Origin of the sequence: Marinobacter sp. CA1, assembly GCF_020546665.1 — a bacterium.
Classification (GTDB): domain Bacteria; phylum Pseudomonadota; class Gammaproteobacteria; order Pseudomonadales; family Oleiphilaceae; genus Marinobacter; species Marinobacter xestospongiae.
Window position 1 is genome coordinate 3,866,884 of record NZ_CP071785.1, and the last position, 21,603, is coordinate 3,888,486.

Consider the following 21,603-nt stretch of genomic DNA (forward strand, 5'->3'; position numbering starts at 1 on the left):
TCAATGGGGATGACGGCGGATGCCCAGCCGATACAGCCAGGGTGAGCACACCACGTTGGCGGCCACAAACGCCGCCAGCAGCACCAGTACCTCGAGGCCAGCAATCCCCAGCCACGCCATCGCCAGCAGCAGCGGCAGCAATGCTTCCGGCACTTGATCCAGCCCCAGCGCACGGGCACTGGAGGCGAGTCCGAGACGTCGCTTGATAAAGCTGCTGATCAGATCCCCCACCAGCGCCAGGGCGCCGAACATCAGGCTGAACCCGACTTCCAGCCCCCAGAACGCGCCGTACAGACCCGCGCCCAGACAGCCTACAACCAATCCACGCCAGGTTTTGCTGTCGCCCAGCACGCGGCGGCCATCACGCCAGCAGCGACCACCATCCACCGGCCAGCGCCAACGCCGCCCCAGCAACCAGTGGGCGACCACCGGCAGGCCGTTGGCCAGCACCAGCAGGACAAACAGATGCAGGGACAACACCAAACCCTTGGCCTCCGTCGTTGTCGAGGTGTGCGGTGACGGTAGCGTCGAACAACGTCGTCCCTGAACGTCAGTCGCCGTTGACCCCACCGCGGGTCAGCTTCAGCGGGTCCAGCAACTGTTCCAAACGGTCCCGGGGCAGCCCTGACTGCTGTTCCGCCACATCAATGATGGCGCGTCCGCTTTGATAGGCCTCCTTGGCAATCGCGGCGGCCTTTTCATAGCCAATCTCCGGGTTCAGCGCAGTCACCAGCACCGGATTGCGGCCCACTGCGGCATCCAGGGTATCGGCATTGACCCGGAAGCCCTGAATCGCCCGGTCCGCCAGCAGGGTCGAGGCCTGGCTCAGCAGCCCCGTCATGTCCAGCAGGTTGCCCGCCACCAGCGGCAGCATCACGTTGAGCTGGAAGTTGCCGGACTGGCCCGCCATGGCCACCGCGGCATCCAGCCCCGTGACCTGGATGGCCACCATGGCCACCGACTCCGGGATTACCGGGTTGACCTTGCCCGGCATGATGCTGCTGCCCGGCTGCAGCGCCGGCAGGCTGATCTCCGCCAGGCCATGGATCGGGCCGCTGTTCATCCAGCGCAGGTCATTGGCGATCTTCATCAGCACCACCGCCACCCCCCGCAGCTGGGCGGACAGGTGCACCGGGGCATCCACCGCACTCTGGCCGACAAACTTGTGCTCCAGGCTGCGGAAGGGGTAACCGATGTCACTGCTCAGGGCACGCACGAACTGGTCAGGGAATTCCGCCAGCGCATTGACCCCGGTACCCACCGCGGTTCCGCCCTGGGGAAGTGCCAGCAGTTCCTCCATCGCCCGCTCCACCCGCTGTTCAGCGGCATACAACTGCTCCCGCCAGGTCCGCAGTTCCTGCCCCAGGGTGACGGGCATGGCATCCATCAGGTGGGTGCGGCCGGTCTTGACCTGATCCGACAACTCCGATTCCCGCTCGTAGATCATCCCTCGCAGATGGGACAGGGCCGGCAGCAATCGCTGCTGCACCTCGCTCACCAGGCTGACGTGGATGGCCGTGGGAATCACGTCGTTGGAGCTTTGGCTCATGTTGACGTGGTCGTTGGGATGCACCTCGATACCGCCGGCCTGGGCCAGGTTGGCCAGCACCTCATTGACGTTCATGTTGGTGCTGGTACCGGAACCGGTCTGGTAGCGGTCCACCGGGAACTGGTCCCGGTACTGGCCATCAAGAACCGCATCGCAGGCCGCCAGGATGGCGTCGCGCAGCGGCAGGTCCAACAGTCCCAGGCTGGCATTGGCCTCAGCCGCCGCCCGCTTGATGCGCACCACCGCCTCGATGAACGCTGGCGGCATCGGCAGACCACTGACCGGAAAGTTGTCCACCGCGCGCTGGGTCTGCGCTCCCCAGCGCGCGGTCCGTGGTACCTGGACCTCGCCCAGGCTGTCGTGTTCGATTCGATAATCGCTCATGACGATCCTCCCTGTCGCGTGTGGTCCCGGTTCATCACCATCGGGACCGTCAGTCTCCAGTTGGGACGGTCTGGCTGGTGGTTGGTTTCCGTCAGCCGCCGTTGGCCCGGAGCCGGACGTGGTCACAGATACCGGTCACCTGCTGGAAGTTGAGGATCACCGTATGCACGGTGTTGGTGTAACTGTCGTGGAGATGGAACTTGAAGCGCTTCTGCGGCTCGCCCTGCAAAAAGGCGTCGTACTCCCGCACCAGTTCACGGACATCGCCACCAGCGTCCTGGGTCCAGGTCGCATTGAAGGGACCCAGCACCGCTCCGCCGGCGAGGCAGATGGTGACTTCGTGGTTGGTAAGGGCATTCTCGGAACTGTGCATGACGGTGACCTCCGGATCGGTAAACGGACCTGTCGGCCGACAACGAGCGCCGGGCCGGTCGCCATCCGTACCCGGGCTCATGCCGGCGGGCACCGTGGCGATGCAGTAAGTGTAGGTCAGATTGTCGGAGACCGATCAGCGGTTGGCGGAGTCTGCCGTCGGTGGCTGCGGGCGTTCGCTGACCAGGCTGGTCAGCAGGGCCCGCAGGCGGTTGGGTTTGACCGGTTTGTTCAGCACCGGCAGGTACTGGGCCTGCAGCAGCCGTCGGCAACTGTCGCTGCGATCCGCGGTGATGATCGCCGCCGGCAGGTCCTGCTGGAGCTGACGGCGTACCGCGTACACGGCCTCGCAGCCGGTCTGGTTATCATCGAGGTGGAAATCCGCCAGGATCACATCCGGAGCCGGGCCAACGGCGCAGCTCTCCAGCGCCTCCTCCCGGCCCGACGCGACCATCACCTCGCAACCCCAACGCTGCAGCAGTGAGTGCATACTGACCAGGATATCCGGTTCGTTGTCGATCACCAGCACCCGCACCCCTGCCAGGGTCGCCGCGGCGACTTCAACGGCCGACACCGCCGGCGCGGGCGCCAGTTGCGGGCGGTCCTGCGCCAGCGGCACCGATAGCCGGAAACGGGAACCACGCCCCGGCCGGGAAGTCACCGCCACCTGGCAACCCAGGATGCGGGCCATGCGGTCAACGATTGCCAGACCCAGGCCAACCCCCTGTTTGCCGCCGCCCCCCCGGGGGATCAGTTGGCGGAACTCGGCGAAAATCTCCTGCAGTTGATCTTCGGCGATGCCGACGCCGGTGTCCCAGACTTCCAGGTCCAGCCGGCCGGCACGGGCGCGCATCGCCATCAGCACCTGTCCCTCCCGAGTATAACGGAAAGCGTTACTGAGCAGATTGCGCAGGATACGGGTCAGCATTCGCGGATCGGTACGGGCCACCACCGGACGCCGACGCACCCGGAACCCCAGGCCGGCGTTGCGGGCCACCGGCTCGAACTCCTCCCCCAGGCTGTGGACCAGGTCGCCAACGTCGACGTGTACCAGGTCCGGCTCCATCGCCTGCTGGTCCAGTTTGGAGATGTCCAACAGGTCCGCCAGCAGGTCTTCGGCGCCCTCCAGGGCCCGGTGGATACGGTCCACCAGCTGCCCTTCCCTCGCCGGTAACGGACTGTCCTGCAACGTCGACACCAGCAGGCGGGCAGCATTGAGCGGCTGCAGCAAATCGTGGCTGGCGGCCGCCAGATACTTGTCCTTGGAGCGATTGGCTTCCTTGGCGGCATCCACCGCCACCACCAGCTCCTGCTCCACCCGTTCACGCTGCTCGATCTGGTAACGCAGCCCTACATTGGCGTTCTGCAGGGCTTCGGTTCGCTCATCCACCCGCCGCTCCAGATCCGCGTTCAGTTGCTCCAGTTTTCTGCGGGCCTGGACCCGGTCGGTAACGTCGAGAACAAACGCTTCCACCACTTCAGCGCCCAGATCCGGCCGCCGCAGCAGGGTAATAGAGACCGCCACGGCCTGGCCATCGGCCCGTCGCAAGCGCGACTCCCGCGCCATCACCTGGCCATGGTCGAGCAATTCCTGGCGCAGCTGGTCAAATTCACCAATGGTATAGAACAGCTGTTCCCGCAACCGCCGTACCCGTCCCATCAGTTCCGCCGGGCTGGCATCACCGCAGATCGACGCCATGGCCGGGTTCAGCGCCAGAAAACCGCCCTTGAGATCACCCTGGAAAATCCCGTGCAGGGCATTCTCGAACAGCCACTTGTAGCGGTTCTTTTCCGTCTCGAGCTGGTCAATGCGCTCCTGCAGCTCCGGATAGTAGTTCTTGCGAACCGAATGGCTGCCCAGGCCCAGCAGATCGCCCACATCGTAGCGGCTGCCCGGGGCCGGTTCGGCGGCGGCAGGGGAAGACTCAAAGCGCCTCTTCATAGACCACTTCGACATCCCGCAGCGATGATTTGCGAGGGTTGGTGAGAATACAGGGGTCTTGCATGGCGAACTTCGACAGGTAGGGAATGTCACTGGAGGACACCCCCAGTTCCGCCAGTTTGGCTTCCAGCCCCACCGCCCGCTTGAGCAGGATCACCCGCTCCATCAGACGGCGCCGGATATCCGCCGGCCCCAGGCCACGGATATCGATTCCCAGCGCCTCGGCCACGCGCTTGAAGCGGTCCTCCGACGACGGGAAGTTGTAGGCAATCACATGCTCCAGCAGCAGCGCGTTGCACAGCCCGTGGGGCAGGTCCAGGTAACCGCCGAGGCTGTGGGACATGGCGTGCACGGCCCCCAGGATGGCATTGGAAAACGCCAGCCCCGCCTGCATGGACGCCAGCATGATGTGTTCCCGAAGTTGCGGATCGGACGGGCTCGCCACCAGCGGTTCCAGGTAGCGGCCGATCAGCCGGATCGCCTCCAGCGCGTGGCTGTCGGTAAGCGGGCCACTGCCAGTGGAGACGTAGGCTTCAATGGCGTGGACCAGGGCATCGACACCGGTGCAGGCCGTGAGGAAGGTGTCCATGGTCTCGGTCACTTCCGGATCGATCAGCGACACATCCGGCACCACGGCCTTGCTGATGATGGAAAACTTGAAGCGGCGCTGGGGGTCGGAAATGATCGCAAACTGGGACACATCCGCCGACGTACCCGCGGTGGTGGGAATCAGGATCATCGGCGGCGGCGGCACCCGGATGGTGTCCACCCCCTCGAAATCGAGGATATGGCCGTTGTGGCTGCTGACAATACCGATGCCCTTGGCACAGTCCATCGGGCTGCCGCCGCCAATGGCGACAATCACATCACACTGCTGGCTGCGGTAAAGCTCCGCGCCCAGCATCACCTCGTCCACCTTGGGGTTGGCGGAGATATCCGTGAACACGGTGCAGGCCAGCCCGGCCTCCCGCAGCAGGGTCTCAATCTCCTCCACCCAGCCGGCGGCCAACACCCCGGGATCAGACACCAGGAACACATGGCGGGCGCCAAAGTTGCTGGCGAAGTTGGCCACCGATTTGCGGGAACCGGCCCCGAAAATGATCTCCGGTGAGACAAACTTGCGCAGGGACGAGATGTCGTGACTCATGGGCAGACTCGTTGTTATTGTGATGTCGTTTCCAGGGAGCCTCTGATTAACTCCGAATCGCCTCTGCGCGATCTGAGGGCTGTAGCTGCAAGGCGCGGTCCGCAGGCAATGGCCGTAGCCCTTGGCAAGGATCGCAACGCCGCAGATGCAGCCCTCAGATCGCGCCCTTCGGGGCCTTCAGAGCGATCCACACTCGGCGTTGCGCCTTCTTGAAAGGCAACCAGCCTTCCTGCAAAGCCGCGCCTTGAGTGTGAACCGCTCTGAAGGCCAGAGGTGAACCGGAGTTAATCAGAGGCTCCCTAAACCAATCATTATCCCGAGTGTACCTGATGTTGGGCAAGTAGGCCCCGCCCTCAGGTTGCCGCCATGCGGTTGCGGTAGAACGCCAGCGAACGCCGCAGCACAGCCGCCTGGCTGGCCTGGTGGCGGAAGCCATGGCCCTCATCCGCGAACGACACCACCTCACTGTCATGGCCGGCGCGGGCCATTGCTGCCGCCATGGCTCGGGTCTGCGCCGGCACCACCACCTCGTCCAGCTCGCCCTGGAAAAACAGCACCGGCCCGGTCATGCGATGGGCCAGGTTGACCGGCGAGCGCTCCGGCCAGCGATCGCGGTCTTCCCCCAGCAGCCAATCCAGGTAACCGCTTTCAAAGCGGTGAGTGTGGGCACAAAGACGCCGCGGATCGGTGACACCAAACTGACTGACCGCCCCACGGAAGCAGTCAGCGCTGGCCATAGCCATCAACGCGGTATAGCCACCGGCGCTGCGGCCCTGGACAAACAGCCGCTGCGGGTGCGCCCGCCCCTCCCGTACCAGCTGTGCCACCGCCGCCAGACAGTCGGCCACCTCCAGCTCGCCCCACCGCCCGGCCAGGGCCTGGCGGAAAGCCCGCCCGGCACCGCTGCTACCGCGGTGATTGAGATCCAGCACCGAGAAGCCCTGCTGGCACCAGAATTGGGTGGCCAGATTCAACACCGGGTACGCGGCCGACGTGGGCCCACCATGAACCTGTAGAATCAGTGGCGGCGGCGTGATCGGGTCCCGGTGGCTGCCACCGGGATGGTTCCCTGATGCGACCGCCGGATAGAAAAAGCCACAGACCTCGGCGTCCGCCAACACAAACGGCTGCGGCCGCAACACCGATGTCAGTGGTTGCTCACCACCGGCCAGAACCTCAAGCTGATTGCTGACCAGGTCGATCCGGATCAGGCTCTGCAGCCGATGGTCACTGCTGGCCAGGGCGTAAAGAGCGCCGCGGTGATACTGCAAACAGCGAAAGTCGGTAAAGCCGTCAGCCAGCCGTCGGCGACGGGCCTCCGGCGCCGACGCCAGCCACAGCTGGCCTTCGCCGCGATGATAGCTGACCCGGGCCCAGCCCCCGCCCGGCAGGCCCAGGTGATGCTGTTCTGCCAGCTGCCAGGGAGCATTGCCATGGTCCGCCCGCAACCCACTGAGCAGGGACCACTGACTGCCCTCGCCGGTGGCCCTCACCCGGTAGGGCTGCCACCACCCCTGATGGTCTGACAGCACACACAACCTATGCCCGGACCAGCTCGGCTGCTGCACCGACGCCGGCCTCGGCGGCATTAAAGCACGGGGCGACCGCAGGGCACCGCTGGCATCACGTTGCGCCAGCCACAAGGTGCTCTGGTGCCAGGGCATGGCCGGCAGACGCCACTGCACCCAGGCCAGCCACCGTCCATCGTCGGACGGTGCCGGTGCACCCAGACAGTCCTCCGCCGCGCCAGCCCGCAATACGGTTTCCGTGCCATCGGTGGCAATCGCCACCAATGCCTGGTCGAGCACCTCCCCGGTAACGGACAGCCGCTCCCGCACCGCCAGCACGCCTCGCCCGGGATCGGCCACCAGGCCGCCATAGCGACTCCGTTCCGACGTTGCATCACTGCGGTCACCGGTCACCGGGACCGGCTCGCCGCTGCGGTGATGCAACCGCTCCACCTGGCCGGTGTCCTCACGCACCACCCAGGGGCCATCCGTCGTCAGACACAGGGCACCACCGCCATAGCCATTGATGCGGCTGCGGATGCGATAGTCCGGGGGGCTCAGAGGACGGGCGACGCCCTGGTCCAGGGTCCACAGCCGCACCGCACCGGTGTCCGGCGCCAGTTGCAGCCAGAACACCCCAGCCGGCCCCACCCGCAAGCCGTCACGCTGGATCTGGGCGGCAGAGGCGGCTTCCGGCGTCAGCCGGGATTGCTCAGCCGGTACGGTAGAACAGGCGGGAATTGTGGCGGTTACGATAGGTCAGCTCCTCCAGCCCGGCGGTGGCGTGGTCCGCCGCCCGCCGCGCCGCCAGGATACGGTCGTGGCTCGGTGATTTGCTGCACACCGGGTCCGGGTTGTCGGCGTTGCCGGTCAGCAGGTAGGCCTGGCATCGGCAACCGCCGAAATCCTTGCCCTTCTCGTCACAGGAACGGCAAGGTTCCGGCATCCAGCCATCGCCACGGTAGTGGTTGAATCCGGGGCTGTGGTACCAGATCGACTGCAGCGACTGCTCCCGGACATTGGCAAACTCAATCGGCAGCAACCGGGCACTGTGGCAGGGCAACGCCGTGCCATCCGGGGCCACCGTCAGGAACATGCTGCCCCAGCCGTTCATACAGGCCTTGGGGCGCACTTCATAGTAATCCGGCGTCACGAAGATCAGCTTCATGGCCTCGCCAGCGTCCGCCAGCAGGTCCCGGTAACGGTTGACGGCGGCCTCCGCCGTCTCCAGCTGGGTACGGGACGGCATCAGCCCCTCACGATTCTGGAACGCCCAGCCGTAGTACTGGCAAGTGGCCAGTTCAACGTAGTCCGCCTCCAGCCGCCGACACAGATCGAGGATATCCGTCATCTGATGGATGTTGTGTCGATGGATCACGAAATTCAGCACCATCGGGTAACCTGCCGCCTTCACCGCCCGCGCCATCGCCAGCTTCTGCTCGAACGCCTTGCGGGACCCTGCCACCGCATTGTTGAGCTCAGGATCAGAGGCCTGGAAGCTGACCTGGATGTGATCCAGGCCAGCATCGCGAAAGGCGTTGACCTTGGCCTCGGTGAGTCCCAGCCCGGAGGTGATCAGATTGCTGTAGTAACCCAGCTGACGCGCTTCGGCAATCAGCTCCGCCAGGTCCTGGCGCACCAGTGGTTCACCGCCGGAAAAGCCCAGCTGGGCGGCCCCCATCGCCCGCCCCTGGCGCAGCACCGACACCCACTGTTCGGTCGTCAGTTCCTGGTCCTGGCTGGCGTAGTCGAGCGGATTGGAACAGTAGGGACACTGCAGTGGGCAGCGATAGGTCAGCTCCGCCAGCAGCCACAGCGGTGGCCCGATGTCAGGCGCCTGATCTGAGCTATCAACACCGGCGGCCATCATGACAGCCGAATCCAGTGCTGACGCTCCGCATCCCGCAGGAAGTCGGTGACATCCCCCGCCAGGGAGCCGGCCTGGGGAAACTGCTGCTCCAGCCGGGCAACAATATCGCGGACACAACGCTCACCATCCACTTCCGCCAGGATGGCCCCGGCACTGCCGTTCAGTTTCACCATGCCTTCCGGGTACAGCAATACATGGGCCTGCTGGGCAGGCTCCCACTGGAACCGGAAGCCCGGCCGCAACTGCGGCACCTGGGCCATCATGACGCCAGCCCCCGATGCCACACTGCCTGATCAGTCACCGTATGGTATGGCGGCGTGTGGTGAACATAAGCCATGGTCATGGCGTCCAGCATCGACCACAGGATATCGAGCTTGAACTGGAGGATCTCCAGCGCCCGCTGCTGGTCTGCTGCGGCGGTGAAATGGTCAAGGGTGATGGTAAGGCCGTGGGCAACATCACGGCGGGCTTCCGACAGCCGCTTGCGGAAATAGCCGTAACCGGCCGGATCGATCCAGGGGTAGTGCTCGGGCCAGCTATCCAGCCGCGACTGATGGATCTCCGGCGCAAACAGCTCGGTAAGGGATGAGCAGGCCGCCTCCTGCCAGCTCGCCCGACGGGCAAAATGGTAGTAGGCATCCACCGCAAACCGGACACCGGGCAGCACGTGGCGCTGATCGACCACCTCCTCCCGGCTCAGCCCCACCGCTTCAGCCAGTTGCAACCAGGCCTCGATGCCACCCGGATCGCCGTCGTGTCCGTCGTGATCCAGCACCCGCTGCAGCCACTGCCGGCGCACTGCGGCGTCCGGACAGTTGGCCATGATGGCGGCGTCCTTGCGGGGAATGTTGACCTGGTAGTAGTACCGGTTCGCCACCCAACCACGGATTTGCTCCGGCGTGCACTGGCCACCGTACATGGCGCGGTGGAATGGGTGATGAATGTGGTAGAGCGCGCCCTTGGCCCGCAGGGCCTGTTCGAACGGCTCGCGCTGCATGGGGAATTCAACCGCTGCGTTCATGAGACCTCCGACAGGTCGAGATGCATACCATCCCAGGCAACCTCGATGCCATGACGCTCGAGCTCCGCCCGCTCGGCGGAGTCCTCGTCCAGAATGGGATTGGTGTTGTTGATGTGAATCAGGATCTTGCGACGGGCATCGAGAGTATCGAGCAGTTCAATCATGCCTCCCGGGCCACTCTGGGCTAGGTGCCCCATCTGCTGACCGGTCTTGTCGCCCACCTCACAGCGTTTCATTTCATCGTCGGTCCAGACGGTGCCATCCACCAGCAGCACATCGGCCCGACGCATCCAGGCCCGGATGCGATCATCCGGCTGCCCGAGCCCCGGCGCATACAGCACGCTGGCCCCCGTGCGACGGTCTTCGATAAACAGACCGACGTTGTCGCCAGGATGGGGGTTGTCACGCCGGGGAGAGTATGGCGGTGCGTTGCTCAGCAACGGAATCGCGGTCAGTTGCAGTGACGGCGCGCAGTCCACGGTAAACCGGGTGTCGTCGCCACAGGGCATGGGGCGCCAGTCCAGGCCACCGTTCCAGTGGGACAGCATGGTGAACAGCGGAAATCCGTGGCTAAGATCATCATGTACCTGCTCGGTGCACCACACCGGCAAGGGGCACCCTTCCCGTAGCGACAGCAGACCGGTGGTGTGGTCCACCTGGCTGTCCATCAGCAGGATGGCGGCAATGCCAGTGTCCCGCACCGCCCGGGCGGGCTGCATGGGAGCAAAGGCCGCCAGCTGGGCGCGGATATCCGGCGAAGCGTTACACAGGATCCAGCGCTCGCCGTCTTCACTGATGGCAATGGAGGACTGGGTCCGGGGCCGGGCATTGACGGTGCCGGCGCGAACGCCGTGGCAGTTGCGGCAGTTGCAGTTCCACTGCGGGAAGCCGCCACCGGCGGCGGAGCCAAGAATATGGATGTGCATGGGAACCTCCAGTCGGAAGCGACCGGCCGCGGAGGCCGGTCACCGACCGATCACCGGTTGGCGAAGTACATGGTGACTTCGAAGCCGATGCGCAGGTCCTGATAGGCTGGTTTGGTCCACATAGTGCCTTCCTCTTCGTTGTTGTCGTATTCAGGAAGCACCGGCGACGGCATCGCCGGCACACCCCTGATGCTAAACCGGCCCCACCAACCCCGACATGGTACTTTGGATGCAATTTTGAGCTGCCGAATGGCACTTCCGGGCCGCTTCGCCGGACCCGGGCGCACACGCCCGCATCGCCTCACCGCAAACGTACGGGACACTAGGCAGGGAAACAACACGAAAAAACGGCCCGACGAGAGAACCCAGGGACCGAAAAGGCAGGAAGACCCAAAGACCCCGCGACCGGAGAACGCCGCGGGGGCCGGCCAGAGGCCGGTCAGTAAAAGCACATCCATGTGCCGACTCACCTCCGGGCCGCCACCAGGACGGCCCGGGCACAACAACACCTGGTGACAGGTGGTGCCTAAATGCTGCCTAAGTAATGCCTAGAAGAAACCCAGCGGGTTGGTGTCGTAGCTCACCAGCAGGTTCTTGGTCTGCTGGTAGTGTTCCAACGCCATCTTGTGAGTCTCACGACCAACACCGGACTTCTTGTAACCGCCAAAGGCCGCATGGGCCGGGTAGGCGTGGTAGCAGTTCATCCAGACCCGACCGGCCTGAATGTTCCGCCCCATGCGGTAAGCCAGATTGGTGTCGCGACTCCAAACCCCTGCACCAAGGCCGAATTCGGTGTCGTTGGCGATAGCCAGGGCTTCTTCCTCGGTCTTGAAGGTGGTGACGCCCACCACCGGGCCGAAGATTTCTTCCTGGAACACCCGCATCTTGTTGTCGCCCTTGAACAATGTGGGCTGGATGTAGAAGCCGTCACTGAAGCCCTCGCCCAGCTGTTCACGGTCACCGCCGGTCAGCACCTCGGCGCCTTCCTGCTTGCCGATTTCCAGGTAGGACAGGATCTTGTCGAACTGCTCCTTACTGGCCTGGGCGCCAACCTGCACGTCGGTGTCCAGCGGGTTGCCACGCTTGATCGCCTTGGTGCGCTCGACCACCTTGGCCATGAACTCGTCGTAGATGTCTTCGTGAACCAGTGCCCGGGACGGGCAGGTGCAGACCTCACCCTGGTTGAAGAACGCCAGCACCAGGCCCTCGACACACTTGTCGATGAACTCCGGCTCCGCCTGCATGATGTCCGGGAAGTAGATGTTCGGCGACTTGCCGCCCAGCTCCACAGTGGACGGGATGATGTTCTCGGCCGCGCACTTGAGGATGTGGGAGCCCACCGGGGTCGAGCCGGTGAAGGCGATCTTGGCGATGCGCTTGCTGGTGGCCAGAGCCTGGCCAGCCTCGATGCCGTAACCATTGACGATGTTAAGCACGCCCGGCGGCAGCAGGTCACCGATGATTTCCATCAGCACCAGGATGCTGGCCGGGGTCTGCTCCGCCGGCTTCAGTACGGTGCAGTTGCCCGCGGCCAGACAGGGGCCCAGTTTCCAGGCGGCCATCAGCAGCGGGAAGTTCCAGGGAATGATCTGACCAACCACCCCCAGCGGCTCGTGGAAATGGTAGGCCACAGTGTTGTGGTCGATCTCGCCCAGATGCCCTTCCTGCGCCCGCAGACAGCCGGCGAAGTAACGGAAGTGATCGGCCGCCAGCGGAATGTCGGCGTTGAGGGTTTCACGAACCGCTTTGCCGTTATCCCAGGTCTCGGCCACAGCGAGACGCTCGAGATTGGCTTCGATGCGGTCGGCAATTTTCAGCAGGATGTTGGAACGTTCGGTTACTGAGGTCTTGCCCCAGGCCGGTGCGGCCTTGTGGGCAGCATCCAGAGCCAGCTCGACATCTTCGGCGGTGGAGCGGGGAATCTCGCAGATCACACTGCCATTGACCGGGGTGATATTTTCAAAGTACTGGCCTTTGACCGGTGCTACCCACTCGCCACCGATGTAGTTTTCGTAACGGGGTTTGAAGGAAACGACGGAGCCTTCCTGTCCGGGTTGTGCGTAGATCATGATGTCGACCTCTTGTTGTGGTTGTCTCTGGTGGCGTCACCGCCTTTTGTCAGCGTCTGTTTCACTCTAGCCGGCCCCGGTCAGGACGCCAATGGGTCCTTGGAGGGTCATCACTCGTTCATTAGTCGTAGATGCCCCAGGGCCCGTGGTTACTGGCCTCCCGGCGTGGCCTCCGGGCTCGCCAGCAACTCCAGTGCGGCTTTTTCATAGCCCGGATAGAGATGCGTCGTGGTTCGGATCAGCTCATAACGCCGACCGGCCACCGCTGCGAACCGTTCCGGGATCGCCATCTGCATCACCTCACTGCGGCTGAGACCACGCCGGGCTGCCTGCGTCAGGGCGCGATCCAGCCAGCTCAGGTAGTCGGCCATCTGTGCCAGGGCAGCGCCCCCGTCGCTGACCGGGCCATGGCCTGGCACCAGCACCCGGAATGGCAGCGTCCGCAACTGCTGCAGCTCTTCCGCCCAACGCGCCAGCCCTGGGGTCTGTGGGGTTGTGAGGGCGCGGTTGTAGAACACCAGGTCAGAGGCAAACAGCACACCGCTGCTTTCGTCCAGCACCACCAGATCCGACCCGGTATGCCCCGCAAACGCCATCAGCCGCAGCCGGCGCGTCCCCACCGTCAGCACGCCCGGGCTGAGGGTGTTGGGCGGCACCACCAGCTCGGTGCCCCGCATCCAGTCCCCCACCAGTCGGTACATGTTCTCGGCAAAGGCCGGACCATCCCGGGCCAACAGCTCACGCCCCCGGGGCAGCATATACAGGGTGTGCTCCGGGAAGGCCTGGTTGCCGAACACATGATCCGGATGATGATGGGTCAACAGCACATGGGTGACCGGCTGATCGCTATGGCGGGCAATCAATGCCCGCAGCGCCTCGCCATAGCGACGGGAGGGACCGGTGTCGATCACCACCACACCGGCATCGGTTTCGATAAAGCCGGTGTTGACGATGTTGCCGCCGTTGGCGGGCGAGAAATTCTCGGTGGTGCCCTCCACCACCCAGACCCCGTCCGCGACGGCCGTGGCCTCCAACCCGTAACTGCGGGCAGCCACCAGGGATGGCGCCGACAGCAGGCAAAGCAGGCACATCACCATCGCGCGAACTTGCAACCGCGTTGATGCTGCCACTAGCCGCCCTCCCCGAGCGCCAGTTCACGCTCGAACAGATTGCCGTTGTTGTCCCGCATCCATAACCGCACGGCACGCCGCTCGCCCGCCAGCTCAAACACAAACATCGGATTCTCTGCCGCCGACTCCGCCAGCCGCATCCGCAACAGCAGGCGGTCACTGGCCAGGTCGTGCAGGCGGACATCGTCGATACGGAACGCGGGCACATTGCCCACCATGCCGGAATCCATCGGGTGCAGGGTATGGAACTTGAAACGGGTGTGGCCAGGTACCGGCGAGAAGGCGCCGCCACGGATGGTGCCGAAGGCGGTCTGCCAATCCGGATTGGCAGCGGTCATGCTGGGCGCGGTGCAGCCGCCACCGGCAGCGTCGACATCGGCGCTGCCAATGTGCCAGCGACCATCACCGGCCTGCACCGCCACCCGCACTGCCGTCGCCTGCTGCACCCGAAAGTTGAGGGCGATCAGTCGCGGCTGCGCCGCCTCGGGGGTCAGTTTGAACAACAGCGGCACCGGGTTGAAATCAACCCAGCTCACCAATTGGCGAATGTGGCCGGGAAACGCCGACAGATCCACCGTCAGCGGCACCTGCGCGGAGTCCTCGGCGAAGCCGGGCACCTTCAGGGCCACCCGGTCATCAATCACCACCCGGGCCTCGTCCCCCAGGTATCGCGCCAGGTTGTACTCCCACATCGGGGAGCGCAGCGGGTCATCCGGCAGTGCCGCAGCCCGCGCCAATCCCGTTAGCAGCATCAGTGTGACAGCAATCCAGCGGCCCATGGCAACTCCCTGACGTTGGCGTTACTCCTTCACCGACTCGATGTAGGTCTTGATGGCCCACATGGCGTTCTGGTTCAGGTTGCGCTTGAACGAAGGCATACCACGATCGGTGCCGTGGGTGACCCGGCCGATGAAGTATTCATCGTCCCACTCGGTCAGCTCCCGCAGATCCGGAGTCAAACCACCGGACACCACTTCAATACCGTGGCAGTTCTGGCAGTTGCCGGTGTAGGCACGCTTGCCAACCGCCACCGCCTCCTCGTGGAAACTTCCCTTGTCGTTGCCGGCCCGGAAGGGGTTTTCGGCCAGCAGTTCCTCGCCCAGCTCGGGCAGATTGCCGGTGTCCACCGGCTGCGGGGTCACGTTGCCATGCCCCAGCACTGCGCCTGCACCGGCCAGTAACCCGGCGGCGGCGATCAGCTTGATGGAATGTGAAACTGCCATAACCTGTTACCTCTGTTGTTCTTGATGGTGATGATCTTGACGGTGTTGCTCTTGACCGTGCTGTTCTTGACGGTCTCGTGCTTGATCGGGTGTTGCACGTGATCTCTCAGAGCGCCAGCCGGGGCTCGTCGCCGCTGCGAACATGGCGCTGAATCCAGTCTAGAAAGGCGATGGCGGCGATCGAATGCCACTTTGGAGGCTGGCACCTCCTCCCTTGGTCGTACGCTCACCGGGGCGAGGCCAAAGCACGACGGCCCAGCGCCATGATCAAAAAGCCAGACAGTTCAGGGCCTAGGCCCGAGGCCGGGAACTTTTCCCGAGGCTACTTCCGGTTCTCCCGGGATTGCGGTGGGAATTTCCGTCGCCGTCAGCCCCGGGCGGGGCTAATACTCACTGCGTCACAGCGCTCCAGAGCGACCTGCGGCTGGTGAGCAAACCGGTCTGCCCCGCCCTGACCTGGCGCCCAACGACAGCAACCAAGGGGAAACACCATGAAAACAAACACAGCTAAGCGCCCCCTGATCCAAGGCATCAGTCTGGCCCTGGCCATCAGTTCGGCCGCCGGTCTGGCAACCAATGCCCTGGCCAGTGAGGTCACCTGGGACGACATCCTCAACGACGCCAGCACACCGGAAAACGTGCTGGCCTATGGCATTGGGCCCAAGGCACAGCGGTACAGCCCGCTGACCACCGTCAACACCGAGAACGTCGAGCGGCTGGTACCGGCCTATTCCTTCTCATTCGGTGATGAAAAACAGCGCGGCCAGGAATCCCAGGCCCTGGTGCACGACGGCATCATCTACGTGACCGGCTCCTACTCCCGCCTGTTCGCCATCGACGCTCGCACCGGTCGCAAGATCTGGGACTACAGCCACCGCCTGCCCAACGACATCCGCCCGTGCTGCGACGTGGTCAACCGGGGGGCCGCCATCTTTGGTGACAAGGTGTTCTTCGGCACCCTGGATGCCGGCATCGTGGCACTGAACAAAGACACCGGTGAGGTGGTCTGGCGCAAGAAGTTCGAGGATCACACCGGCGGCTACACCATGACCGGCGCTCCGACGCTGGTGAAGGATCAGGCCTCCGGCAAGGTACTGCTGATCCACGGTTCGTCCGGTGACGAGTTCGGCGTGGTCGGCAAGCTCTACGCCCGTGACCCGAATACCGGCGAGGAAGTCTGGATGCGGCCGTTTGTGGAAGGTCACTACGGTCGCCTCAACGGCGAACGCAGCACGCCCACCGGCGATCCCGATGCCCCCAGCTGGCCGGACGACCCCAACACCGAAACCGGCAAGGTGGAAGCCTGGAGTCACGGCGGTGGCGCCCCCTGGCAGAGCGCCAGCTTTGACGCCGAGACCAACACCATCATCGTCGGTGCCGGCAACCCGGCGCCGTGGAACACCTGGAAGCGCACCTCCCCCGGCGGCGATCCCCACGATTACGACAACCTCTACACCTCCGGCCAGGTGGGCGTGGACCCGAGCACCGGTGAGGTGAAATGGTTCTACCAGCACACCCCGAACGATGCCTGGGACTTCTCCGGCAACAACGAGCTGGTGCTGTTCGAGTACACCGAAGATGGCGAGACGGTGAAAGCCACCGCCCACGCCGACCGCAACGGCTTCTTCTACGTGGTGGACCGGGAGACCGGCGAATTCCAGAAAGGCTTCCCGTTCGTCGACAACATCACCTGGGCCACCGGTATTGATCCGGACACCGGCCGCCCGATCGAAGTGGAAGGCCAGCGCCCGCCACCCCCGGCCGAAGGCGAGACCAAGGGCGAGTCCATTGAGGTATCCCCGCCCTTCCTGGGTGGCAAGAACTGGAACCCGATGGCCTACAGCCAGGACACCGGCCTGTTCTATATTCCGGCCAATCACTGGAAAGAGGACTACTGGACCGAAGAAGTCACCTACAACCGCGGCGCCGCCTACCTGGGCCAGGGCTTCCGCATCAAGCGCATGTTTGATGACCACGTTGGCATCCTGCGGGCAATGGACCCGCTGACCGGTGACATCAAGTGGGAACACAAGGAAAACATGCCACTGTGGGCTGGCGTGCTGGCCACCAAGGGCGGCCTGGTCTTCACCGGCACCGGCGACGGCTACTTCAAGGCCTTCGACGCCAACAGCGGCGAGGAACTGTGGTCGTTCCAGACCGGCTCCGGGATCATTTCCCCGCCCATCACCTGGGAAATGGACGGCGAGCAGTACATTGGCGTGGTGTCCGGCTACGGCGGCGCAGTTCCGCTGTGGGGCGGCGACATGGCCGAGCTGACCAAGCCGATCTCCCAGGGTGGATCATTCTGGGCATTCAAGCTGCCATCGTGGATGGAAGCCAGCCGTTAAGCCCTGACCCAACCGGGCCCGGCAGCCGCCGGGCCCTCTCTGTCTGACCGGTCATCCTGCCGAAGGAGATCAGCATGCGAACTGCCACCGTTATCTTTACCGCCCTTGTCGCCAACGCCATCAGCGGCACGGCCCTGGCTCAGGAGGTCCGGACCTTCAACGGCTGTCCCCTGGTGCCTGAGGCCGACTGCGCTGGCGTCGACCTGCGAGGTGTCGACCTCGCCAATGAGGATCTCAAGGGTATCAACCTTGCCGGTGCCGACCTGCGCGGCGCGGTGCTCAACCACACCAACCTGCGGGGAGCCAATCTGAACGGTGCCAACCTGGCGGGCGCCACCGGCCAGCGGGTCAACCTATACCGGGCCTCGGTTCGCGGTGCCAACCTGCAAGGCGCCAACCTGGCGGGGTTGCGGGGGGAATACCTGTTTGCCCAGGGGGCGGACTTCAGCGATGCCAAATTGACCGGTGCCAACCTGGATTTCTCCCGGCTGTCCGGTGCCACCCTGGTGAACACCAACCTCAACGTGGCCACGCTGGAAATTGCCTGGCTGCCCAAGGCGAATCTGCAAGGTGCCAACCTGATGGGCGCCAACCTGCAGGAAGCCAAGTTGGGTTCCGCCAACCTGGCCGGAGCCAACCTGACCGATGCCCGCATTCACTATGCCATTTTTGAGGGCACCTACATGGAGGGCTGCACCGCCTGCCCGTTTGACTGGTAAGCGAGCGTGCGCTCACCGTAGCGCACCAGACCGCTGTCCACCGCCAGGTGGATGAGGTCGACCGCAGAACGTACCTGCAATTTGTTCTTGATCAGCGCCAAGTGGTTGGAAATAGTCTTGTCGCTGACACACAGACGCCGGGCAATACCGGCCACCGGTTCGCCACGGGCGTACATCACCAGCACTTCCAGCTCACGCTGGGTCATCTCCTGCAGACGCTGGTCGGCGCCGTGCTGGTGGTTGAGGGCCAGCCGGGTGGCCACCGAGTGCTCGATGTAGGGTTCGCCGGCGGCAACCCGTTCCACCGCCGCCACCAACACCGCCTGATCGCAGTTTTTGGACACGAAACCCAGCCCGCCCACGGCCAGGGCCTGACGCACCATGGGTAGCTCGTCGTGCATGGAGAAGAACAGGATGCGAACCTCGCGATGGCGCTGTAACAGACGTCGCGCCGCCTCCAGCCCGGACAGGTCTGGCAGGCCGATATCCAGCACCACGGCATCAAAGCGGTGTTCGGCGCACAGCGTCAACGCGGCCTGACCACAGTCTGCCTCGGTCACCTGCAGCGCTGGCAGGGCGCTGCGCAACAGCCTGTGGATCGCCACCCGGACCACCCGGTGGTCGTCCACCAATAGCACATTCATAGCGCTCTCCTTATTGTTTCCTCCCATGCTAGCGCTGACACCCCGGGCCGGAATGGTTCTTTGGTACCAGCGCCTTGCTACTTTGTGCATAGCGCCGACCCAGGCAGCCCCGCTTTAACCAGGCGTCTTCAAGGTGATCCGGAGTTCATCAGACGCTCACTAGTTCTTTAGTCGCACGGGATTAATGCCATGGTGGCATTCAAGGAAGGTTGCGAAGACCGTTAAATGGTAGCAACAAGAACTATAAGTGAGGTTTTCCATGCGCCACGCCCTGACCGGCCTGGTCGTCGGCCTGCTGCTGGCCGGCAGCCCGGTGCTTGCCGCCAACGATGCGCCCGAGGCGCTGTTCTCGGCGGACGGCTACCGCATCGACCGTTATCGCAGCCCCACACCGGAGGTCGCCGAACCCGCCCGGACAGTGGACACCGGGGAACTGCGCGCGCTGCTGAAGCAGACACCGAAACCCGTGCTGATCGATGTCATCAATCTGGAGTACCGGGCCGACCGATTCCTGCAGACAACGCCCCACCCCTCGCTGCCTGGCGCTATCTGGCTACCCAATACCGGCCGCGGCGAGCTGTCCGAAGCCTGGTTGCGATACCTTATCGACAATACCCTGGCGCTTACCGGCCAGCGCCTGGACTACCCGGTGGTGGTGCTGTGCAAGTCAGACTGCTGGCTGTCCTGGAACGCCACCCGGCGTCTGGCCGCCGCTGGCTTTCGTAACCTCTACTGGTACCGCAACGGCGTTGACGGCTGGGCCGAGGCCGGCCTGCCGATGCAGCCTGCGAAGCCGGTCAAACCCGGGTTCGCCACCGACACCAACAACAATTCCTGAGGTGCCCCATGCTGACCACCCTCACCCCCACCGCCAACACCGCTCACGCGGGGTCCAAAAACCGCTATGATGGAAACCTCCAGACCTGTGAGGAAACCAGACCCGCCGTGACCGACTCCGTGGACTGCAACTACCGAATCCTGATCGCCGACGACCATCCATTGTTCCGGGAGGCCATCAGCAACGTGATCGCCTCCGGTTTCGAGGGCAGCGAGATCATCGAGACCGAAGACCTCGACAGCGCCCTTGCCATTACCCGGGAACAGGACGACCTCGACCTGATCCTGCTGGATCTGAACATGCCCGGCATGCACGGACTCAACGGCCTGATCTCCCTTCGCAACGAGGCCCCCACCATCCCGGTGGTGATTGTCTCCGCCGAGGAGGACAAACAGGTCGTGCTGCAGGCCATCACCTACGGTGCGGTCGGTTTCATCACCAAATCCTCGCCGCGGGAGCAGATGACCGATGCCATCACCCAGATTCTCAATGGCAACGTCTACCTGCCGTCGGACATTATCCGTACCGGCAAGGAGACCCAGCGCCGTCACCGCCATGAAGACAACCCCATCTCGCCGGAGTTACTGAACTCCCTGACCCGACGCCAGCTGCTGGTACTGGAACGCATGTCCAAGGGCGAGTCCAACAAACAGATCGCCTACAACCTCAACATCGCCGAAACCACCGTGAAGGCCCATGTTTCCGCCATCCTGCGCAAGCTGGGCGTTCACAACCGGGTACAGGCCATCCTGTCGGCCGGGGATGTGGATTTCAGCCAGTATCTGAAGCGCTAGTGTCCCTTAACAAAAGTTCGTCTTATCATTGATTTTGTCGGATAGCCGAGCGATTGACGCAATGATTTGATCGGCTGTTTTACGCCAAACAAACGGTTTGGGATCGTCGTTGTAGGTCGCAAGGTAGTCTTTAATTGATGCTTCCAACTCGCGAGTACTGCGATGCGAGTTGCGCTTGATCCACCGCTCCGAGATCAGGGCAAAGAATCGTTCCACTAAGTTGACCCACGACGCCGAGGTTGGCGTGAAATGAACGTGGTATCTGGGTCTGGCAGCAAACCAGGCTCGCACCTTTTCGGTCTTATGAGTCCCGTAGTTGTCCATGACCAAGTGAATATCCAGATTCTCTGGAACCTCCCGGTCGATCTCATTCAAAAAGGCCAGAAACTCTTTGGCACGGTGTCGCCTATGAAGACGTCCGATAACCTCACCGGTGGCTACATCCAAGGCGGCAAACAGGGTGGTGGTGCCGTGACGAACGTAATCGTGCGTCCGAGTCTCTGAATAGCCAAACGACAGGGGGAGCGCCGGTTGGGTCCGGTTCAGCGCCTGTATCTGGCTTTTCTCATCCACGCACAGCACCAGAGCCCGGTCAGGCGGATTCATATACAACCCAACAATGTCGTGGACCTTGGCGACGAAGTGCGGGTCGGTTGAGAGCTTAAACGTCTCCAGGCGGTGAGGCTTCAGACCAAATGCCCGCCAGATTCGACTGATCGCCATGGCATTGAGGCCCGTTTCCTTGGCCATCAAGGTTGTCGACCAATGGGTCGCCTCCTTGGGCTTGGACTGTAGCGTTTTGTTGATGACCTCCGTGACCTTATCGTCATCAATACTGCGGGGCCGACCACTCCTGGGGGCATCGGTCAGCCCGGCCACCCGGAACTGCTCAAACCGCTTGCGCCACTTGCTGACCGTTTCGGCCGTCACGCCCACTCGCTCTCCGATCACTCGCCCAGGAAAACCCTCGGTGCTCAACAGGATCATTCGTGCTCGTTGTTGCTCAGCCGCAGGCATCTGCCGGCGACGAACCCACGAATTGAGCTCATCGCGTTCTTCGTCTGTAATAATCAAAGGGGTGACCGGTCGTCCCATTGCAGTAGCTCCCTCAATGCTTTC

21 protein-coding genes are annotated in these 21,603 nt (G+C 63.7%); 4 read left to right on the top strand and 17 right to left on the bottom strand.

Annotation, left to right across the window (positions count from 1 at the left end):
* The 15 genes from J2887_RS17665 to pedF form a co-directional block, all read right to left on the bottom strand.
* Positions 1-480, bottom strand: coding sequence for a CDP-archaeol synthase (locus J2887_RS17665; RefSeq protein ID WP_227172457.1), 480 nt, complete (start codon positions 478-480; stop codon positions 1-3).
* A 70-nt stretch (positions 481-550) separates the two neighbouring features.
* The gene (locus tag J2887_RS17670; RefSeq protein WP_227172458.1) at positions 551-1,933 is read right to left on the bottom strand and encodes a class II fumarate hydratase; all 1,383 of its coding nucleotides are present in this window, start codon (positions 1,931-1,933) and stop codon (positions 551-553) included.
* 91 nt (positions 1,934-2,024) lie between these two features.
* Positions 2,025-2,387, bottom strand: coding sequence for a hypothetical protein (locus J2887_RS17675; RefSeq protein ID WP_227172459.1), 363 nt, complete (start codon positions 2,385-2,387; stop codon positions 2,025-2,027).
* A 54-nt stretch (positions 2,388-2,441) separates the two neighbouring features.
* Positions 2,442-4,247 (bottom strand): NahK/ErcS family hybrid sensor histidine kinase/response regulator, encoded by a 1,806-nt coding sequence (locus tag J2887_RS17680; protein WP_227172460.1) that lies wholly within the window; start codon positions 4,245-4,247, stop codon positions 2,442-2,444.
* A complete protein-coding gene (ercA, locus tag J2887_RS17685) occupies positions 4,231-5,394 on the bottom strand; it encodes an alcohol dehydrogenase-like regulatory protein ErcA (RefSeq protein WP_227172461.1) in 1,164 nt (387 codons plus the stop codon). Before ercA ends, J2887_RS17680 begins: the two co-directional genes overlap by 17 nt.
* Positions 5,395-5,747: 353 nt before the next feature.
* Positions 5,748-7,538, bottom strand: a complete 1,791-nt coding sequence (locus tag J2887_RS17690; protein ID WP_227172462.1) for a prolyl oligopeptidase family serine peptidase — start codon at positions 7,536-7,538, stop codon at positions 5,748-5,750.
* A gap of 76 nt (positions 7,539-7,614) precedes the next feature.
* Positions 7,615-8,772: a pyrroloquinoline quinone biosynthesis protein PqqE gene (gene pqqE / locus J2887_RS17695; RefSeq protein WP_227172463.1), complete on the bottom strand. Its 1,158-nt coding sequence runs from the start codon at positions 8,770-8,772 to the stop codon at positions 7,615-7,617.
* Positions 8,769-9,035 carry a pyrroloquinoline quinone biosynthesis peptide chaperone PqqD gene (pqqD, locus tag J2887_RS17700; RefSeq protein ID WP_227172464.1) on the bottom strand — a complete coding sequence of 89 codons (267 nt, stop codon included), beginning with the start codon at positions 9,033-9,035 and terminating at the stop codon, positions 8,769-8,771. Before pqqD ends, pqqE begins: the two co-directional genes overlap by 4 nt.
* A complete protein-coding gene (gene pqqC / locus J2887_RS17705; RefSeq protein ID WP_227172465.1) occupies positions 9,032-9,793 on the bottom strand; it encodes a pyrroloquinoline-quinone synthase PqqC in 762 nt (253 codons plus the stop codon). The genes pqqD and pqqC overlap by 4 nt, the downstream gene beginning before the upstream one ends.
* The gene (pqqB, locus tag J2887_RS17710) at positions 9,790-10,719 is read right to left on the bottom strand and encodes a pyrroloquinoline quinone biosynthesis protein PqqB (protein WP_227172466.1); all 930 of its coding nucleotides are present in this window, start codon (positions 10,717-10,719) and stop codon (positions 9,790-9,792) included. Before pqqB ends, pqqC begins: the two co-directional genes overlap by 4 nt.
* A gap of 50 nt (positions 10,720-10,769) precedes the next feature.
* Positions 10,770-10,841, bottom strand: coding sequence for a pyrroloquinoline quinone precursor peptide PqqA (gene pqqA / locus J2887_RS17715; RefSeq protein ID WP_084332595.1), 72 nt, complete (start codon positions 10,839-10,841; stop codon positions 10,770-10,772).
* 426 nt (positions 10,842-11,267) lie between these two features.
* Positions 11,268-12,788 (bottom strand): aldehyde dehydrogenase family protein, encoded by a 1,521-nt coding sequence (locus J2887_RS17720; protein ID WP_227172467.1) that lies wholly within the window; start codon positions 12,786-12,788, stop codon positions 11,268-11,270.
* Between the two features lie 149 nt (positions 12,789-12,937).
* On the bottom strand, positions 12,938-13,885 hold the full coding sequence (locus J2887_RS17725; RefSeq protein ID WP_416381920.1) for a quinoprotein relay system zinc metallohydrolase 1: 948 nt from the start codon (positions 13,883-13,885) through the stop codon (positions 12,938-12,940).
* A 32-nt stretch (positions 13,886-13,917) separates the two neighbouring features.
* Positions 13,918-14,697, bottom strand: coding sequence for a quinoprotein dehydrogenase-associated SoxYZ-like carrier (locus J2887_RS17730; protein ID WP_227172469.1), 780 nt, complete (start codon positions 14,695-14,697; stop codon positions 13,918-13,920).
* A gap of 21 nt (positions 14,698-14,718) precedes the next feature.
* Positions 14,719-15,141 (bottom strand): cytochrome c-550 PedF, encoded by a 423-nt coding sequence (gene pedF / locus J2887_RS17735; RefSeq protein WP_227172470.1) that lies wholly within the window; start codon positions 15,139-15,141, stop codon positions 14,719-14,721.
* A gap of 491 nt (positions 15,142-15,632) precedes the next feature.
* On the opposite strand from pedF, the gene J2887_RS17740 reads away from it, so the two are divergent.
* A complete protein-coding gene (locus J2887_RS17740) occupies positions 15,633-17,489 on the top strand; it encodes a PQQ-dependent methanol/ethanol family dehydrogenase (RefSeq protein ID WP_227172471.1) in 1,857 nt (618 codons plus the stop codon).
* A gap of 74 nt (positions 17,490-17,563) precedes the next feature.
* A complete protein-coding gene (locus J2887_RS17745) occupies positions 17,564-18,208 on the top strand; it encodes a pentapeptide repeat-containing protein (protein ID WP_227172472.1) in 645 nt (214 codons plus the stop codon).
* Here the strand turns inward: J2887_RS17745 and J2887_RS17750 are convergent.
* Positions 18,169-18,852, bottom strand: a complete 684-nt coding sequence (locus J2887_RS17750) for a response regulator transcription factor (RefSeq protein ID WP_227172473.1) — start codon at positions 18,850-18,852, stop codon at positions 18,169-18,171. The genes J2887_RS17745 and J2887_RS17750 overlap by 40 nt on opposite strands.
* A 259-nt stretch (positions 18,853-19,111) precedes the next feature.
* On the opposite strand from J2887_RS17750, the gene J2887_RS17755 reads away from it, so the two are divergent.
* Both J2887_RS17755 and J2887_RS17760 read left to right on the top strand, forming a co-directional pair.
* Complete coding sequence (locus tag J2887_RS17755) at positions 19,112-19,690, top strand: rhodanese-like domain-containing protein (RefSeq protein WP_227172474.1); 579 nt, start codon at positions 19,112-19,114, stop codon at positions 19,688-19,690.
* Between the two features lie 8 nt (positions 19,691-19,698).
* Positions 19,699-20,484: a response regulator gene (locus J2887_RS17760; protein ID WP_227172475.1), complete on the top strand. Its 786-nt coding sequence runs from the start codon at positions 19,699-19,701 to the stop codon at positions 20,482-20,484.
* A 6-nt stretch (positions 20,485-20,490) separates the two neighbouring features.
* Here J2887_RS17760 and J2887_RS17765 read toward each other — a convergent pair whose 3' ends face one another.
* Positions 20,491-21,579: an IS630 family transposase gene (locus tag J2887_RS17765; RefSeq protein WP_227172476.1), complete on the bottom strand. Its 1,089-nt coding sequence runs from the start codon at positions 21,577-21,579 to the stop codon at positions 20,491-20,493.
* Positions 21,580-21,603: the final 24 nt, after the last annotated feature.